The organism is Enterobacter nematophilus (genome assembly GCF_026344075.1).
GTDB lineage: Bacteria > Pseudomonadota > Gammaproteobacteria > Enterobacterales > Enterobacteriaceae > Enterobacter > Enterobacter nematophilus.
Genome location: NZ_JAPKNE010000001.1, coordinates 1,331,970 through 1,348,803 on the forward strand (window position 1 = coordinate 1,331,970; position 16,834 = coordinate 1,348,803).

General features: G+C 62.7%; 14 protein-coding genes. 5 read left to right on the forward strand and 9 right to left on the reverse strand.

Annotated elements, in window-relative coordinates; all coding sequences use genetic code 11:
* Nucleotides 1-292: 292 nt before the first annotated feature.
* Nucleotides 293-1,540 (reverse strand): enterobactin transporter EntS, encoded by a 1,248-nt coding sequence (entS, locus tag OSH03_RS06355; RefSeq protein WP_151413882.1) that lies wholly within the window; start codon nt 1,538-1,540, stop codon nt 293-295.
* A 108-nt stretch (nt 1,541-1,648) separates the two neighbouring features.
* Between entS and fepD the strand changes: the two genes are divergently transcribed.
* Genes fepD through fepC form a run of 3 tightly spaced genes read left to right on the forward strand, consistent with a single transcriptional unit; the run spans nt 1,649 to nt 4,439 of the window.
* Nucleotides 1,649-2,653, forward strand: coding sequence for a Fe(3+)-siderophore ABC transporter permease (gene fepD, locus OSH03_RS06360; protein ID WP_266178562.1), 1,005 nt, complete (start codon nt 1,649-1,651; stop codon nt 2,651-2,653).
* Nucleotides 2,653-3,642, forward strand: a complete 990-nt coding sequence (fepG, locus tag OSH03_RS06365) for an iron-enterobactin ABC transporter permease (protein ID WP_266178648.1) — start codon at nt 2,653-2,655, stop codon at nt 3,640-3,642. The genes fepD and fepG overlap by 1 nt, the downstream gene beginning before the upstream one ends.
* Entirely contained in the window at nt 3,639-4,439 is an 801-nt protein-coding gene (gene fepC, locus OSH03_RS06370; protein WP_266178563.1) for an iron-enterobactin ABC transporter ATP-binding protein, read from the forward strand. Before fepG ends, fepC begins: the two co-directional genes overlap by 4 nt.
* A 94-nt stretch (nt 4,440-4,533) precedes the next feature.
* Here the strand turns inward: fepC and entF are convergent, their stop codons facing one another.
* The 3 genes from entF to fes are packed head-to-tail and all read right to left on the reverse strand — an operon-like array spanning nt 4,534 to nt 9,807.
* A complete protein-coding gene (entF, locus tag OSH03_RS06375) occupies nt 4,534-8,391 on the reverse strand; it encodes an enterobactin non-ribosomal peptide synthetase EntF (RefSeq protein WP_266178564.1) in 3,858 nt (1,285 codons plus the stop codon).
* The gene (locus tag OSH03_RS06380; protein WP_266178565.1) at nt 8,388-8,600 is read right to left on the reverse strand and encodes an MbtH family protein; all 213 of its coding nucleotides are present in this window, start codon (nt 8,598-8,600) and stop codon (nt 8,388-8,390) included. Before OSH03_RS06380 ends, entF begins: the two co-directional genes overlap by 4 nt.
* A gap of 10 nt (nt 8,601-8,610) precedes the next feature.
* Nucleotides 8,611-9,807 (reverse strand): enterochelin esterase, encoded by a 1,197-nt coding sequence (fes, locus tag OSH03_RS06385; protein ID WP_266178566.1) that lies wholly within the window; start codon nt 9,805-9,807, stop codon nt 8,611-8,613.
* Nucleotides 9,808-9,953: 146 nt separating this feature from the next.
* Here fes and OSH03_RS06390 point away from each other — a divergent pair, with 146 nt between their 5' ends.
* Nucleotides 9,954-12,194 carry a TonB-dependent siderophore receptor gene (locus tag OSH03_RS06390; RefSeq protein ID WP_253541172.1) on the forward strand — a complete coding sequence of 747 codons (2,241 nt, stop codon included), beginning with the start codon at nt 9,954-9,956 and terminating at the stop codon, nt 12,192-12,194.
* A 60-nt stretch (nt 12,195-12,254) separates the two neighbouring features.
* On the forward strand, nt 12,255-12,929 hold the full coding sequence (gene entD, locus OSH03_RS06395) for an enterobactin synthase subunit EntD (RefSeq protein ID WP_266178567.1): 675 nt from the start codon (nt 12,255-12,257) through the stop codon (nt 12,927-12,929).
* Here entD and sitD read toward each other — a convergent pair.
* The 5 genes from sitD to nadS all read right to left on the reverse strand — a co-directional run bounded on the left by sitD (nt 12,883) and on the right by nadS (nt 16,772).
* Entirely contained in the window at nt 12,883-13,722 is an 840-nt protein-coding gene (gene sitD / locus OSH03_RS06400) for an iron/manganese ABC transporter permease subunit SitD (protein ID WP_266178568.1), read from the reverse strand. The two genes, entD and sitD, sit on opposite strands and share 47 nt — an antisense overlap.
* Nucleotides 13,719-14,567 carry an iron/manganese ABC transporter permease subunit SitC gene (sitC, locus tag OSH03_RS06405; protein WP_047355404.1) on the reverse strand — a complete coding sequence of 283 codons (849 nt, stop codon included), beginning with the start codon at nt 14,565-14,567 and terminating at the stop codon, nt 13,719-13,721. Before sitC ends, sitD begins: the two co-directional genes overlap by 4 nt.
* The gene (gene sitB, locus OSH03_RS06410) at nt 14,564-15,370 is read right to left on the reverse strand and encodes an iron/manganese ABC transporter ATP-binding protein SitB (RefSeq protein ID WP_266178569.1); all 807 of its coding nucleotides are present in this window, start codon (nt 15,368-15,370) and stop codon (nt 14,564-14,566) included. The genes sitC and sitB overlap by 4 nt, the downstream gene beginning before the upstream one ends.
* Nucleotides 15,371-15,372: 2 nt before the next feature.
* Nucleotides 15,373-16,284: a metal ABC transporter substrate-binding protein gene (locus tag OSH03_RS06415; RefSeq protein WP_266178570.1), complete on the reverse strand. Its 912-nt coding sequence runs from the start codon at nt 16,282-16,284 to the stop codon at nt 15,373-15,375.
* A gap of 203 nt (nt 16,285-16,487) precedes the next feature.
* Nucleotides 16,488-16,772 carry a NadS family protein gene (gene nadS, locus OSH03_RS06420; protein WP_266178571.1) on the reverse strand — a complete coding sequence of 95 codons (285 nt, stop codon included), beginning with the start codon at nt 16,770-16,772 and terminating at the stop codon, nt 16,488-16,490.
* Nucleotides 16,773-16,834 lie beyond the last annotated feature (62 nt).

A 16,834-nucleotide genomic window follows, 5' to 3' on the forward strand; every position in this document is an offset into this window, starting at 1 on the left:
GGCTCAATCGCCGCCGCCCTGGCGACCCGGGCTCCCGGCGGTAAATCGCCGCTTCGCGGTACCCTCAGCTTATTCCTTCAGGCTATCGGGTCGGGCATGAGCCTGCATCCCTGCAGGCCACGCCCTCTCGGCGCATCCCTGCGCCTCGCCCCGGCCTTACGGAAACGCTTCGGCGATTTACAGCCGGACCAGGGCGTCGCTGAAAGACTTAAATCGTTCTGAAACAACGTTATTGCTTCTGTTTAAAAATTAGGATTCCTCAGCCCCGTGGGAGAGGGCCGGGGTAAGGGCATCAGGCCGCACCGTCGTTTAACACAACCTCCTGCCTGAACCGCCGCAACTCCACCAAAACCGCCAATAAAATTACGCCAACAACGGCTAACGCAAACCCGCTGCTGCTCGCCGACGCCACCGGGGTCATTATCGCTCCCAGCCCGCCGAGGATCGCCGCACCGATCGCATCGCCCGTCACGTTCTGCGCGGTCCACAGGCCGTTAATGCGCCCAAGCATCCCTTCCGGCGTCTGGGTCTGGATCAGCGTGTACTGCAAAAGCGAGCTGATGGCGCTCAGCCAGCCGAAAATCACCAGGCACAACACGCCCAGCGCCCACACCGGCATCAGACTAAAGAAGCCAATGGCGATAAACGAGGCCAGCGTGGCTAGCAGCATAATCAACCCCGGACGCGCGCTCTGCGCCAGGTTGCCGCTGGTCAGTGCCCCCAGCGCCGCGCCGAGCGGAATGGCCGCGTACAGCACGCCAATCTCCGAGGCGCTCATCTGCCACTCTCCCGCTAATGCCGGGTAGAGCACGCGCACGGCGCTCGCCATGGTCAGCAGGCCGCCGAGCAGCGCAATGCCGCCAATCAGCGGGTTACTGAACAGGAAACGAATTGCAGCCATCAGCGATTTCAGCGGATGCTCGCGCGGCTGCGGCGGAGGAGGCAGGAGCGGCAGGCGCAGCAGCGTCAGGGTGGTGATAAACGTCCCCGCCGCCGCCAGCCCGTAGTTCCACGCCACGTTGCCGGTCGCCAGCAGCAGCCCGCCCACCATCGGCGAAATCACCGACCCGAGGCGCACGGTGAGCATGGTGATCGCCCCCGCCTGCATCAGGTTCTCGCGCCCGACCAGCGCGGGCGTCGCAGCCAGCAGCGCCGTCACGCCCAGCGAGGCGAAGAAACCGTCCCACAGGCCAAGCGCGTAAATGGCAATCAGCGACGGCTCCGGCAGCATGGCGTTCAGGCACAGCCCGATAAAGCCCACGCCGCAGGTGCCGCGCGCCAGCAGGATCAGCTTCTTACGTTCGTAGCGGTCCGCCAGCACGCCGCCGACCATCAGGCCGATAAACATCGCCCCGCCGGTTAAGGTGACGGATAGCCCCACCAGCCAGCTGGAGTGCGTCATAGTCTGGATCTGGACCGGAACGGCCACGCCGAGCAGCCCGAGGGACAAAATGGAGATAAAGCGAGCGATAAAAACGGCGCGATACGCCGGGTGCGTTTTCAACAGGCTGAGGTTGAGCAGCCAGGATTTTTGATTCATGACAAAGCCTTGAGTCTATTTCTACCCATTCCATGGGCGCACATGCTAACATAGCCAAATAAGATAGATAACGATAATCACTATCATTATCAAATCATGGATGTTGCTATGTCGTTTTCCTCTTCTGCGGTGCGCGCCGTTGCCGTGCCCGCTTTATTGCTGCTTTTGAGCCTTGCGATTGCACTCAGCCTGCTGGTCGGCGCAAAGCCGCTGCCCGCGTCCGTTATTGTTGATGCGCTCTCCGGCACCTGTCAGAGCGCGGACTGCGTCATCGTGCTCGACGCCCGCCTGCCCCGTACCCTTGCCGGACTGCTGGCCGGTGGCGCGCTTGGCCTTGCCGGAGCCCTGATGCAAACCCTCACCCGCAATCCGCTGGCGGACCCCGGCATTCTCGGCGTCAACTCCGGCGCCAGCTTTGCTATCGTGCTCGGCGCGGCGCTCTTCGGGTTGACGTCGCCCTCTGAACAGCTGGCGATGGCCTTCTGCGGGGCGCTGGCCGCCTCGCTGGTGGTCGCGTTTACCGGCAGCCAGGGCGGCGGGCAGCTGAGTCCGGTTCGCCTGACGCTTGCGGGCGTCGCGCTCGCGGCGGTGCTGGAAGGCTTGTCCAGCGGCATCGCCCTGCTCAACCCGGACGTCTACGACCAGCTGCGCTTCTGGCAGGCCGGCTCGCTGGATATCCGCACCCTTGAAACATTAAACGTGGTGGCGATCCCGGTCATTATCGCCGCCGCCGTGGCGCTGTTTTTAAGCCGGGCGCTGAACAGCCTGAGCCTCGGCAGCGACACCGCCACCGCCCTCGGCAACCGGGTGGCGCGCACGCAGCTGATTGGTCTTTTAGCCATCACGGTACTGTGCGGCAGCGCGACCGCCGTGGTCGGCCCGATAGCCTTTATCGGCCTGATGATGCCGCACATGGCGCGCTGGCTGGTGGGGGCGGATCACCGCTGGTCGCTGCCGGTAACGCTGCTGGCCACTCCTGCCCTGCTGCTGTTTGCCGACGTGCTGGGCCGCCTCCTGGTCCCCGGCGAGCTGCGCGTGTCGGTGGTGAGCGCCTTTATCGGCGCGCCGGTGCTGATCTTCCTGGTGCGCCGCAGGCGCGGAGGTGGCGCATGATGGCTCCGTCCCGTCGTTTAGTTATCGGCGTCTCCCTGCTGACGATCGCCATTCTGCTGCTGGCGGTCTGGAGCCTGCGCAGCGGCGCGGTGACGCTCGATTTTACGCAGGTCTTTCACGCCCTCACCGGCAGCGCGCCGCGCAACATCACCATGGTGGTGACGGAGTGGCGACTGCCGCGCGTGGCGATGGCGATTCTGGTCGGCGCGGCGCTCGGCGTGAGCGGCGCGATTTTTCAGTCGCTGATGCGCAACCCGCTCGGCAGCCCGGACGTGATGGGCCTCAACACCGGGGCCTGGAGCGGCGTGCTGGTGGCGATGGTGCTGTTCGGCCAGCACCTGACGGCGATTACCTTCACGGCGATGGCGGGCGGCATTCTGACGTCCTTACTGATCTGGGCGCTAGCCTGGCGCAACGGCATCGACACCTTCCGCCTGATCATTATCGGGATTGGCATCCGCGCCATGCTGATGGCCTTTAACACCTGGCTTTTGCTACAGGCCTCGCTGGAAACCGCGCTCTCCGCCGGGCTGTGGTACGCAGGCTCCCTCAACGGCCTGACGTGGGGCAAAACCTGGCCCGCCGCGCCGCTGATTTTGCTGATGTTTATCGGCGCGCTGCTGCTGGTGCGGCGCATGCGCCTGCTGGAGATGGGCGACGACAGCGCCTGCGCGCTGGGCGTAAGCGTCGAGCGCTCGCGCCTGATGCTGATGCTGGTCGCGGTACTGCTGACCGCCGCCTCCACCGCCATCGCCGGGCCGATCTCGTTTATCGCCCTCGTGGCCCCGCACATCGCGCGGCGTCTTAGCGGCACCGCGAAGTGGGGATTAACCCAGGCAGCGCTGTGCGGCGCGCTGCTGCTGCTGGCCGCCGATCTCTGCGCCCAGCGGCTGTTTATGCCTTATCAACTGCCGGTGGGCGTGGTGACCGTCAGCCTCGGCGGGATTTACCTCATCGTCTTGCTCGTTCAGGAGTCACGCAAGAAATGACAGACTCAACCACCCGCTTGCGCGGCGAAAACCTCACTCTCGGCTACGGCAAAAAAATCATTGCCCGTGACCTATCCGTTGCCATTCCGGACGGCCACTTCACCGCCATTATTGGGCCAAACGGCTGCGGCAAATCGACACTGCTGCGCACGCTGAGCCGCCTGATGACGCCGGCTGAGGGCAGCGTGTTCCTCGACGGGGAGCAGATCCAGCGCTTCGCCAGTAAAGAAGTGGCCAGGCGCATCGGGCTGCTGGCGCAAAACGCCACCACGCCGGGAGACATTACGGTGCAGGAGCTGGTCTCACGCGGACGCTACCCGCACCAGCCGCTGTTTACCCGCTGGCGCAAAGAGGACGACGAAGCGGTGAAGCGTGCGATGCAGGCGACGGGGATTACCGATCTCGCGCAGCAAAGCGTGGACACCCTCTCCGGCGGCCAGCGCCAGCGGGCGTGGATCTCCATGGTGCTGGCGCAGGAAACGTCGATCATGCTGCTGGACGAGCCGACGACCTGGCTCGATATCAGCCATCAGATTGACCTGCTGGAGCTGCTGAGTGAGCTAAACCGCACGCAGGGATATACCCTGGCGGCGGTGCTGCACGACTTAAACCAGGCGTGCCGATACGCTACGCATCTGATTGCCTTGCGCGACGGCGAGATTGTGGCGCAGGGCGCGCCGAAGGAGATTGTCACGCCGGATCTGATCGCGCGGATCTACGGCATGCGCTGCATGATTATTGACGATCCGGTGGCGGGCACGCCGCTGGTGGTGCCGCTTGGAAAACGTGCGGTTTGATGACCCCTCACCCTGACCCTCTCCCCATAGGGGAGAGGGGACGATTACACCCTCTCCCCTATGGGGAGAGGGCTGGGGTGAGGGGCTGTTGACGTTATCCCAATATCTCCCTCAACACCGGCCCTATCTTCTCAAACGCCTGCGGTGAAATGATATCCACGTGGGCGCAGTCCTGGCTGTAGACCTCAAGCTCACCCACCCACGGCGACCACGCAACATGCGGATCCATCGTTCGGGTGCGCTCGGCGACAAACAGCGCCGCTTTACCGTCGAACCGCGCGCTGTGCGCGGTAGTGAGCAGCCGCACCGCGTCGGCGTAGTTGCCTTCAATGGCGTTAAACAGCTCGCTGGAGCCCTGCCCCTGCTGCGCGGCAATAAACGCCTGACGCTCGCGCTCGATCTCCGCCAGCACCTCCGGGTCAAGGCCGTTGGCCTCTTTCTCCGACCAGTTCTGGGTTTCCGGCGGCCAGGTATCCAGCAGGCCGAGGAACGCCACCGCTTCACCCTGCTCGCGCAGACGCGCCGCAATGCCCTCCGCCAGCGTGCCGCCGAGGGAATAACCGAACAGGTAATACGGCCCCTGCGGCTGCTGCGCGCGCAGCGTTGCAAGATGATGCTCGATCACTCCATCCAGATCCGCGCACTGCTGCATCGGGCCGTCCGGGCGCGGCGACTGAATGCCGGTAATTGACCAGCGCAGGCTGAGGTAGCGCGCCAGCACGCTGAACTGCCAGGCAAAGCCGGACGCCGGATGGAAGCAGAACAGCGTCGGCCCGCTGCTTTCGCGCAGCGGCAGGAGGGTTTCATACCCCAGACGCTGCGCCTGCTCGTCGCTCATCCGCGAGTCCAGCAGCGCGCTGAGCTTGCTCACCGTCGAGGCAACCATAACCTGCCCCGGCGTGACCTTACGCGAAAATGTGCGGCTGAGCTGTGCCGCCAGGCGCATCGCCAGCAGCGAGTGTCCGCCGAGGGCAAAGAAGTCGGCTTCGATATCGTTCACCTCGCAGCCCAGCAGCGCGGAAAACGCCTGCGCGACGGCGGCTTCGGTTTCCGTCTCCGGCGCGCGGCCGGATGTTTTGCTGGTCAGCTCCGGCAGCGGCAGCGCCTTGCGGTCGAGCTTGCCGTTGGCGCTGAGCGGCAGCGCGCTGATTTGCAACAGCACCACCGGCACCATGTGCGGCGGCAGCTGGGCTTTTAGCGATTCCAGCAGCACGTCGCGGTCCAGCGGTAAGCCGGACTCGGAGACGACGTACCCCACCAGCTGGCGGGCATCCCCGCCCGTTGCCGCCGCCTGGTTGAACACGCAGGCGTGCGCCACGGCCTGGGCCACGTCCGGCAGCGCGAGCATCGCCCGGTCAATCTCGCCCAGCTCGATGCGCTGGCCGCGAATTTTGAGCTGATCGTCGCTGCGGCCGAGATATTCCACCGCGCCGTTGTCCAGCCAGCGGGCGACGTCACCCGTGCGGTACATCCGCTCGCCGGGGGCGAACGGATCGGCAATAAAGCGGCTGGCGGTGAGATCCGGACGGCCCAGATACCCCTGCGCCAGCTGGATGCCGGTGAGGTAAAGATCCCCCGCCACGCCGAACGGCACCGGGCGCATCATCGCGTCCAGAATGCGCAGCCCCGTGTTCCACACCGGGAAACCGATCGGCACGCTGTTGCCCTCCACCGCCGCCAGCTCCGGGCCAAATGCCGGATACCAGCTGACGTCCACCGCCGCTTCGGTTGGGCCATACAGGTTGTGCAGCGGCGCACGGGTGAGCTGCTCCCACTCGCGGCACAAGTCGGCCGGCAGCGCTTCGCCGCTGCAGAACACCTGCTTAAGGGTTTTGCAGCACGCCACGTTTTCCGGCGTTAGCGAGGCGACAAAGGCCGCCAGCATCGACGGCACGAAGTGGGTCGTCGTCACGCCGTAGCGTGCGAAAAAGCTCTGCATCGCCTGCGGATCGCGGTGCGCGTCCGGCTCGGCCATCACCAGCTTCGCCCCGGCGATAAACGGCCACCAGAACTCCCACACCGACACGTCAAAGCTGCACGGCGTTTTCTGCGCCACCACGTCATTCGCCGCCAGTGGATAATGATCCTGCATCCACTTCAGGCGGTTAACGATGGCGGTATGCCCGACCATGACCCCTTTCGGACGCCCCGTCGAACCGGAGGTGAAGATGATGTACGCGGTCTGCTCCGGCTTCGCCAGCCGCAGGGGGTCAGCATCGGCAGCGGGTAAAAGCATGTTGTAACTAAAAGCAGAAATGGGCAGATCGCTAAAGCGAGGGAGCTGCTCGTCGGTGGTAATGAGCAGGGACGGCTTCGCGTCCTCCAGCATCATCCGCAGGCGATCGTCCGGGTAGCCGGTATCAAGCGGCAGCCACGCGGCGCCTGCTTCAACAATCCCGTGCAGCGCCAGGGTCAGGAACACCGAGCGCGGGAGCGCCACCGCCACGCTGTCGCCCGGCTTCACGCCGCGCTCGCGCAGCAGGTTTGCCAGCGCGACCACCTGCTTGCGCATCTGGCGATAGTTCAGCTCGACGTTTGCATCCGCCAGCGCGGGGGCGTCCGGCGTTTTGCTCGCCTGTTCCGCCACCAGATCCGCCAGCGTGGTTGACGGCAGGGCCAGCCCGGTATCGTTGATGCGGGCAAGCCTCTGGTATTCCTGCGCTGAAACGGTTTCCACGTCACCGCAGCGCAGGTCCGGCCTGGCGGCAAACTGCGTCAGCATCGCGTTCAGGCGCGCCGCGTGGCGCTTCAGCGCTGTTTCATCGTAACGCTGCTTGTTGGCGAGGATCTCAATGCTCAGTCCGCCCTGCTCGTCCGGGAACAGCGCCAGCTCAAGGTCATTCACCGGGCCGGTCGCCAGCGTGTGGGTGATGGCCTCCACGCCGTCGATATCAAGCTGATAATCAAACACCTTAACGTTAAGCACCGGGCCAAACAGGGCTTCGTCGCCCGCGGTACGCCCGCTGTCGCGCACGATCTGCTCGGCGTCGTAGCGCTGATGGCGGCGCATTTTTTTCAGCTGGTTAGCCAGGCGCAGCGCCAGTTCCGGCAGGCTCTCCTGCGGGTTGATATTCACCGCCAGCGGCAGGACGTTGAGCACAGGGCCCGTCGCGGTCAGCGCCGCTGACCCCATGCGGCGCATAAAGATAAACCCGGCAGCGTAGTCCAGCCGTCCGGTGAGGCGGCCCAGCCACAGCGCCACCAGCGCAAGCGCCAGATCGGTGCGCTGCGCCTGCCCTGCCGCCTGCGCAAGCTGGCTAAAGGCGCGAGCGTCCATTGCAATTTTCAGGCGCAGGATATCGGTAGTGGCAGCGCGTCCCGGCAGCGGCGCGGAAGAGAGCGAGACCGGAGAAGGAAGCCGCTTGCGCTGCTCTGCCCAGAAGGCGCCGTCGCGCTGATACGCCTCGCTGCCGCGATAGCGCTGATACTCGTCAACGACCTCAGCGAACGGCGTAAACGGTGAGGCAGGCGTGGGTTCACCTTTTTTCCAGGCGGCATAAATCGCGGCGATCTGGCGGGTAATGGCCGGGAAGCTGAAGCCATCCACCACCAGATGATGATATCGCTGATACCAGTACCAGTGGCCTTCGCCTACATGAATGAGCTGGTGAAACGCCAGCGGCTGGCCGCTGTCGACGCGCAGGTTCAGGTTGAGATCGGCCTCCATCAGCGCTACGGCGGCGTCGTGTGAATCAACGCGAACGATGGACGGCTCCGGCAGAATGACGGTGTCATCCACCCACTGCCATACCTCGCCGTTCTCTTCGGCAAAGCGCATGCGCAGGGTATCGGCCTGCATCATGCCCTCGGCGATGGCTTTAGCCAGCAGCGGCGCGTCGATATCGCCCTTAAGCTCGGTGTAGTGCGCTACGCTCCAGGCGTTGGGCAATGCGGACAGCTGCTCCGCCATCCAGATGCCCGGCTGGGCGGCGACGAGAGGAAGACGGTTCATGCGTTCTCTCCCGCAAAATAAGACGGCTCAAGCGTTTGCCAGTGCCCGGCCAGCCACTGCTGGCACACCTCCTGAGACTGCGCTTCACGCACCACGCGCCAGCCTGCGGGCAGTTCGCACTGCTGCGGCCACAGGCTGTACTGCCCCCGGTCGTTTTGCAAAATGGCGAACTGTCCCTGCGGATTATCGAAAGGATTGCTGAATTCCATACAGACTCCGTTATTGAATTAGCGGCTGCCAGAGGGTCATCAGCCCCTGCGTCAGCCCACCGCGCCAGCAAAGCGCGTCGTGTCCGCCGTCAACCTGACGCCAGTAAACCTGCTGCGCGCGCAGTTCGGCGTAAATCGCCTGGTTCGCGCGGAAGATAAGCGGCTCGTTGCGCCCGGCCTCAAGGACGATGCGCAGCCCGCGTGCGTTTTTTTCACCCGCTCTAAGCTGCCCGATAAGCAGCCCGTCCTGCTGCCCGCCGCGGTGCGGCCACCAGTAGGATCCGGACTGGCTGAGGATGCAGCCAAAGCGCTGCGGCCAGTTGAGGCCCGCATAGAGTGAGGAAAGCCCGCCAAAGCTCTGGCCCGCGACCACGGTACGGTCGGCGCGGTCGCTGAAGGGTACGAGAGTGTTTATGTGAGGGAGAAGTTCTTCCTGCACCGCCAGCCAGAAATCGGGGTTGCAGGGCAATTCGCGGCTGCGATGTTCCATGTCTATTACATCGATTAACACATAGACGGCAGGCGGCAGTTTGCGCGCTTCGGTGAGCGACGCCAGCGCAGGCCAGACCGGCATGCTTTCGGCCCAGAACTGACCGTCGAGCAGCACCGCCAGCGGGCGATCGGAGCCTTCATCGCCGGTGGTAAAAATCCACACGCGGCGGGAGTTTTTCAGGCGCGCGCTGTTCCACTCAATGCAGACGGGCGGTTGAAAGGGCGTATCGGGACGATCCCAGCCCGGCTGAACGGGGGCTTCAGGCATCTCCAGCGCCGAGACGGCATGCCCGCGCCCGCCGCGCCAGCTCTGCGGATTCAGCGGGTCGGACACCGCGTGCGGCAGCAGCCTGCCCCAGCCTTCGCGCAGCGCCATGCGGTCCGGCAGTTGGCCATCAAATACGGTATCGGCAAAATCGTTTTCATTTACGGAGGGGATAAAACAGTAGCTGCCGCGCCATTCGGGGCTGAACTCGCCCTGCCACTGCCAGACGTCGGTATCCGGGATGCGTTCCAGGGACTGCGGACGGGCATTCTGATGGTGGTCGGTCACGCCGGTAACGTAGAGCCAGACGCGTTTAACCGTTGACGTTTTCTGCGTGCCTGCCGGGTCCCGCCACCAGAAGGTGACGCGATAGCTCTCCTTCTGACGTTCCCATTCCGGCCCGTTTTTCGACCGCCACCACGCTTCACTTCCGGTTGCTAACGCCGTCACCCTTATAACCCCATGTTTAACAGACTTTTTTGTTTCAGAGCAAATTTTATTGATAATATTATTGATAACTATTTGCATTTGCAATAGCGTAATGCCCGCGCTGTGGGAAGCGCGCTCATTAAATAACCATAAAAGCGGGACGTACAATGAATAAGAAGATTCACTCTCTGGCCTTGCTGGTCAATTTAGGGATTTATGGCGCCGCGCTGCCCGCCATGGCAGACGACAACACCGCCTCTGCGCAGCACGAAGACACCATGGTGATCACCGCCGCCGAGCAGAATTTGCAGGCGCCGGGCGTGTCGACCATCACCGCCGACGAGATCCGCAAAAACCCGCCCGCGCGCGACGTGGCGGAAATCATCCGCACCATGCCGGGCGTTAACCTGACCGGGAACTCCACCAGCGGCCAGCGCGGGAACAACCGCCAGATTGACATTCGCGGCATGGGCCCGGAAAACACGCTGATCCTGATCGACGGCAAGCCGGTGACCAGCCGCAACTCCATCCGACTGGGCTGGCGCGGCGAGCGCGACACCCGCGGCGATACCGGCTGGGTGCCGCCGGAGATGATCGAGCGCATCGAGGTCATTCGCGGCCCGGCCGCCGCACGCTACGGTAACGGCGCGGCGGGCGGCGTGGTGAACATCATCACCAAAAAGTTCGACGACCAGTGGCACGGCTCCTGGAACACCTACCTGAACGCGCCTGAACACAAGGATGAAGGCTCTACCAAGCGCACCAACTTCAGCCTGAGCGGCCCGCTGGGCGGCGACTTCAGCTTCCGCATGTTCGGTAACCTGGATAAGACCCAGGCCGACGCGTGGGACATCAACCAGGGCCACCAGTCCGAGCGTACCGGGGCCTACGCCAACACCCTGCCCGCGGGCCGTGAGGGCGTTGAGAACAAAGACATCAACGGCGTGGTGCGCTGGGACTTCGCGCCAATGCAGTCCCTGGAGTTTGAGGCGGGCTACAGCCGCCAGAACAACCTCTACGCGGGCGACACGCAGAACACCAACAACGACAACGCGCTGGTGAAGAAGAACTACGGCAAAGAGACTAACCGTATTTATCGCCAGAACTTCGCGGTGACCTGGAACGGCGGCTGGGACAACGGCATTACCACCAGCAGCTGGGCGCAGTACGAACACACCCGCAACTCCCGCCTGGGCGAAGGGCTGGCGGGCGGTACGGAAGGCCTGTTCAACAGCGATAAATTCACCGACACCGACCTGGCCGACGTGATGCTGCACAGCGAAATCAACCTGCCGATTGATTTCCTCGTCAACCAGAACCTGACCCTGGGCACCGAGTGGAACCAGCAGCGCATGAAGGACTCCACCTCCTTCTCGCAAACCCTGCAGGGCGGCACCATTCCGGGCATGAGCGACGACCGCAGTCCGTACACCTCGGCGGAGATCTTCTCCCTGTTCGCCGAAAACAACATGGAGCTGACCGACAGCACCATGCTGACCCCTGCCCTGCGCTTCGATCACCACACTATCGTCGGCAACAACTGGAGCCCGTCGCTTAACCTGTCGCAGGGTCTGGGGGATGACTTCACGCTGAAGATGGGGATTGCGCGCGCCTACAAAGCGCCGAGCCTGTACCAGACCAACCCGAACTACCTGCTCTACAGCAAAGGCCAGGGCTGTTACGCAAGCTCCGACGGCGTGGGCTGCTACATGATGGGCAACGACGACCTGAAAGCCGAAACCAGCATCAACAAAGAGATTGGCCTGGAGTGGAAACGCGACGGCTGGCTGGCGGGCGTGACCTGGTTCCGCAACGACTACCGCGACAAGATTGAAGCGGGCTACGCGCCTGTCGGCCACACCTCGTCCGGTAAAGTGCAGACGGACATCTACCAGTGGGAAAACGTGCCGAAGGCGGTGGTGGAAGGGCTGGAAGGCTCCCTGAACGTGCCGGTCAGCGACACGATCAACTGGACCAACAACATCACCTACATGCTGCAGAGCAAGAACAAGGAGACCGGCGACCGTCTGTCGATCATCCCGGAATACACGCTGAACTCAACCCTGAGCTGGCAGGTGCACCAGGATGTGTCATTGCAGTCCACCTTCACCTGGTACGGCAAGCAGCAGCCGAAGAAGTACAACTACAAAGGCCAGCCGGTGACCGGGTCTGAGAAAGACGAAGTCAGCCCGTACAGCATTGTTGGCCTGAGCGCGACCTGGGACATGACCAAAAACGTCAGCCTGACCGGCGGCGTGGACAACGTCTTCGACAAGCGCCAGTGGCGCGCGGGTAATGCCCAGACGACCGGAAATGCCACCACCGGTGCGTATATGTACGGTGCGGGTGCCTACACGTATAATGAACCGGGTCGCACCTGGTACATGAGCGTGAATACGCGTTTTTAAGGCACTGAAGTCAATCCTTCCCTCTCCCCTCCGGGGAGAGGGTCAGGGTGAGGGGAAACCATGCACACAACCCACAGCACATTTTCTCTCGCCGGCCTCACCCTCCACCGCGTCACTTTCGACCCCACCACCTTCACCGACGCCGATCTTCTCTGGCTCCCGCATCACGCGCAGCTCGCTGACGCCGGACGCAAACGCAAGGCCGACCACCTGGCAGGCCGCATCGCCGCCATGCATGCGCTAAACGAGCGCACCATTCCCGCCATCGGCCCCAGCGGGGAACCGCTCTGGCCGGAGGGCGTTTCCGGCAGCATCACCCACAGCGGCACGCAGGCCATGGCGGTGGTGGTTCGCGACAGACACGCGCTTATCGGCATCGACTGCGAAAGCATCTTGCCCGAAAATGAAGCCAGAGAAATTAAGGGCGGCATTATTGATGCCCAGGAAGAGCGCGTGCTGTCCCACGCGGGATACCCGTTTGCCCTCGCCCTGACGCTGGCGTTCAGCGCCAAAGAGAGCCTGTTCAAGGCCCTCTTTCCCCTGGTGCAGGCATATATGGGTTTTGACAGCGCCCGCGTCACCCTGCTCGACGATAAGACGCTTACGCTGGCGTTGACCCGCCAGCTGGCAGGCTTTAACGAAGGCGCCACCTTCACCCTGCACTGGCAGCAGCGCGGCGAGCAGGCAATCACCCTGCTGTCACACGCTCCTGCCGACGGGCCTTCACGCTGGTGACCGCAAACGTCACGATAAACACCATCGCGAACAGCACCACGATGGTCGGCGCTGGCGCGCTGTCGAGATAAAACGAGGCATAGACGCCGCTAACCGACACGAGTGCTGAAACGGCGACCGCCACCAGCAGCGCCATGTGGAAGCGCCGGGTGATGAGCACCGCCACCGCGCCGGGGGCAATGAGCAGCGAAATCGACAGAATAATCCCCACCGCCTTCAGCGTCGCCACGATGGTCAGCGAGACCATGCACAGTAAGCCGTAGTGCAGCCAGCGGGTGCGCAGGCCGCTCGCCTGCGCCTGCTGATAGTCAAAGCAGAACAGCAGGAAATCGCGCCACTTCAGGCCAATCACCAGCGCGATCAGCCCCGCCACGATGCCGCTTTGCAGAATGTCCATCCCGTTAATGCCCAGCATATCGCCGAACAGGATGTGGTCGAGATGCACCTCGGGCTTAACGGCGATGTAAAGAATCAGGCCCGCGCCGAACATGCCGGAAAAGACGATCCCCATGACCGTATCCTGCTTGATGCGGCTGTTATCCTTCAGGTATCCGGTGGCGACCGCGCAGAACAGACCGGCCACGAACGCGCCCAACGCCAGCGGCAGGCCCATCATCCACGCCAGCACGACGCCGGGAAACACCGCATGGCTCATGGCGTCGCCCATCAGCGCCCAGCCTTTCAGCACCAGAAAAACCGACAGCAGCGCGCAGGGTACCGCCACCAGGAGTGAAATCAGCAGCGCGTTGTTCATAAACGCAAACTGGAAGGGTTCAAGGAGCAGCGCCATCATGGGTGGGCCTCCCGCGCGCGACGGCGGCTGGCGAGCAGACCGTGCTTCGGCGCAAAGACGAACGCCAGCAGGAACAGCAGCGTCTGGGCAACCACGATAATGCCGCCGGTGGCGCCGTCCAGATAATAGCTGGCCCACGCGCCGAGGAAGCTGGTGATGCTGCCAATGGCGACGGCAATCATCAGCAGGCGAGGGAAGCGGTCGGTCAGCAGCCACGCGGTTGCGCCGGGCGTGACCACCAGGCAGATCACCAGAAACGCGCCGACGGTTTGCAGCGCCGCCACGGTGGAGACCGCCAGCAGCGTGAAGAATAGAATTTTCAGGCGTTCCGGACGCAGGCCGATGGCGCGGGCGTGGTTCTCATCAAAAAAGGTCACCATCAGATCTTTCCACTTGAACAGCAGGATAACCATCGACACTACGCCGATAATCGCCAGCTGGACGATATCTTCCGGGGCAATGGCGAGAATATTGCCGAGCACGATGGTCTGAATGTTCACCGAGGTCGGGTTAAGCGAGACCATAAACAGCCCTAGCCCGAAAAAGGAGGAGAAGATCAGCCCGATGATGGCGTCCTCCTTCAGGCGGCTGCGCTGGTTGAGAAACAGCATGCTGCCCGCCGCCAGCCCGCCCGAGAGGAACGCCCCCAGCGAGAACGGCAGCCCGAGCATGTAGGCCCCCGCCACGCCGGGCACGATGGAGTGCGACAGCGCATCGCCGATCAGCGACCAGCCTTTGAGCATCAGATAGCACGAAAGAAACGCGCACAGCCCGCCCACCATCGCCGAAACCCACATCGCGTTGAGCATGTACTCGTAGCCAAACGGTTCCAGAAGCGCGTTCATTTGGCCTCCTGACGGTGCGTCACGAACGGGCGTTCATCGTCGGTAATAATGCGGTCTTCCGAGCCGCTGAGCACCACGTGGCGCAGCACGCCGCTGAAGGCGCGCTCAAGGTTCTCGGCGGTAAAGGTGGTTTCCGTCGGGCCGCTCGCCAGCACGGTACCTTTGACCATCACCGTGTAATCGCAAAACTCCGTGACCGAGCCTAAATTGTGGGTCGAGACCAGCATGGTTTTGCCCTCGTCGCGCAGCTCCCGCAGCAGGCTGATGATCCTGGCCTCGGTTTTGACGTCCACGCCGGTAAACGGCTCGTCGAGCAGGATCGCCTCGCCCTGCTGGGCAATCGCCCGCGCCAGGAACACGCGTTTCTTCTGCCCGCCGGAGAGCTCACCGATCTGCCGGTGGCGTAGCTCGAGCATGTCCACGCGCTTCAGGGCGTCGGTCACGATCTGCCTGTCGCACGCTTTTGGCCGACGCAGGAAACCCATATGCCCGTAGCGCCCCATCATCACCACGTCTTCCACCAGCACCGGAAACGACCAGTCAACCTCTTCCGACTGCGGCACGTAGGCGACCAGGTTCTGACGCAGCGCCCGGTGAGGCGGCAGCCCCTGAATGGTGATGGTGCCGCTCGCCGCCCGCACGAAGCCCATTATCGCCTTAAACAGCGTGGACTTGCCGGAGCCGTTCACCCCCACCAGCGCGGCAATCGATCCGCCCGGCACGCTGAACGACGCGTCACGCAGCGCCGTGTGGCCGTTGCGGTAGGTCACGGTTACGTCCGTGACGACAATCCCCTTCTGCATGGCTACTCCTTCATCCCGTCGTGGATGCCCTGCACCAGCGTGCGGGTCGTGACGTTCAGCAGATCGATATAGGTTGGCACCGCGCCGTTTTCCGCGCTCAGAGAGTCAACGTACAGCACGCCGCCGTAATGGGCGCCGGTTTCCCGCGCCACCTGACGGGCGGGCTTATCCGAGACCGTGCTTTCGCTGAACACCGCCGGGATGCGATGTTTTTTCACCAGATCGATAACCTTGCGCACCTGCTGCGGCGTGCCCTGTCGATCGGCGTTAATCGGCCACAGGTAAAGCTCTTTCAGGCCCAGATCCCGCGCCAGATAGGAGAACGCCCCTTCGCTGGTCACCATCCAGCGTTTGTCTTCCGGGATCTCCGCGACCTGCTTACGCAGCGGTTCGAGGGTGGCGACGATCTTCTGCTTGTAGGCTTCCGCGTTGCGCTGATACGTCTGCGCGTTGGCCGGATCGTACTTCACCAGCGCGTCGCGAATGTTGTCGACGTAGATCAGGGCGTTGTCCGGCGACATCCACGCGTGCGGGTTGGGCTTGCCGTCGTACGGCCCCTCGCTGATGCCCATCGGCGTAATGCCTTTGGTGACAATCACCTCCGGTACGCCGTTCAGATGCTGATAAAAACGCTGGAACCACAGTTCCAGATTCATGCCGTTCGCCAGGATAAGCTGCGCCTTCTGCGCGCGTTTGATATCCCCCGGCGTGGGCTGGTATTCGTGGATTTCCGCACCCGGCTTAGTAATGGAGGTCACGTCTGCGGCGTCACCCGCCACGTTTTTCGCCATATCGGCGATAACGGTAAAGGTGGTGATGACCTGAAACTTTTCAGCCGCCTGCGTGCCGGTAGTGGTCGCAGTTATAAGCAGCGCGCCGAGCAACAGACGCTTCAATCCTTGCAGTGGGTGCATCGCGGAAGTCTCCAGAGGTGATTAAATTCAAAGCAAAATTAGCCCGTGCTATAAGGTATAGCACAGGCTATATTTAAATGAAAATGGTTATCATTAAAGTTGTGTCAATGAAGGGCGTGCCTGATGGCGCTTCGCTTATCAGGCCTACGGAAAAGCAGTTTTGAAGGCCGGGTAAGCGCAGCGCCACCCGGCATAAGGGCTACTCACTGTCCGGCAAGTGCCTTATAAAATGCAGGATTCTCCCGAATCACATTAAGTACCTTTGCCGCCAGCCCGGTTGGATTGCGGCGTTTGGACTCCCAGCTTTTTATCGTATCGACGCTCGTGCCAAGCGCCTTCGCCATTTCGCTTTGCGTGATATTGAGCTGCTCTCTGATGGCGCGCACATCTGCAACTTCATAGCGGGTGACTCGGGAAGCGGCTTTTCTTCCGCTATGGATCTCAACCGCCTCTTCAAGCGAAGTTTTGAGTTCATCATAGATGCTCATTTTATACCTCTGAACAACATAAAGGTGTACATAGTACACCAATAGTTAAAGATATAATAAGC

Excerpts from the sequence above, each read along its gene's own strand:
- sitB (WP_266178569.1), bottom strand. The coding sequence starts at position 15,370 with ATGCAGAAGGGGATTGTCGTCACGGACGTAACCGTGACCTACCGCAAC.
- entS (WP_151413882.1), bottom strand. The coding sequence starts at position 1,540 with ATGAATCAAAAATCCTGGCTGCTCAACCTCAGCCTGTTGAAAACGCAC.
- fepD (WP_266178562.1), top strand. The coding sequence starts at position 1,649 with ATGTCGTTTTCCTCTTCTGCGGTGCGCGCCGTTGCCGTGCCCGCTTTA.
- fepG (WP_266178648.1), top strand. The coding sequence starts at position 2,653 with ATGGCTCCGTCCCGTCGTTTAGTTATCGGCGTCTCCCTGCTGACGATC.
- sitD (WP_266178568.1), bottom strand. The coding sequence starts at position 13,722 with ATGATGGCGCTGCTCCTTGAACCCTTCCAGTTTGCGTTTATGAACAAC.
- OSH03_RS06390 (WP_253541172.1), top strand. The coding sequence starts at position 9,954 with ATGAATAAGAAGATTCACTCTCTGGCCTTGCTGGTCAATTTAGGGATT.
- entF (WP_266178564.1), bottom strand. The coding sequence starts at position 8,391 with ATGAACCGTCTTCCTCTCGTCGCCGCCCAGCCGGGCATCTGGATGGCG.
- nadS (WP_266178571.1), bottom strand. The coding sequence starts at position 16,772 with ATGAGCATCTATGATGAACTCAAAACTTCGCTTGAAGAGGCGGTTGAG.
- sitC (WP_047355404.1), bottom strand. The coding sequence starts at position 14,567 with ATGAACGCGCTTCTGGAACCGTTTGGCTACGAGTACATGCTCAACGCG.
- OSH03_RS06380 (WP_266178565.1), bottom strand. The coding sequence starts at position 8,600 with ATGGAATTCAGCAATCCTTTCGATAATCCGCAGGGACAGTTCGCCATT.
- entD (WP_266178567.1), top strand. The coding sequence starts at position 12,255 with ATGCACACAACCCACAGCACATTTTCTCTCGCCGGCCTCACCCTCCAC.
- OSH03_RS06415 (WP_266178570.1), bottom strand. The coding sequence starts at position 16,284 with ATGCACCCACTGCAAGGATTGAAGCGTCTGTTGCTCGGCGCGCTGCTT.
- fepC (WP_266178563.1), top strand. The coding sequence starts at position 3,639 with ATGACAGACTCAACCACCCGCTTGCGCGGCGAAAACCTCACTCTCGGC.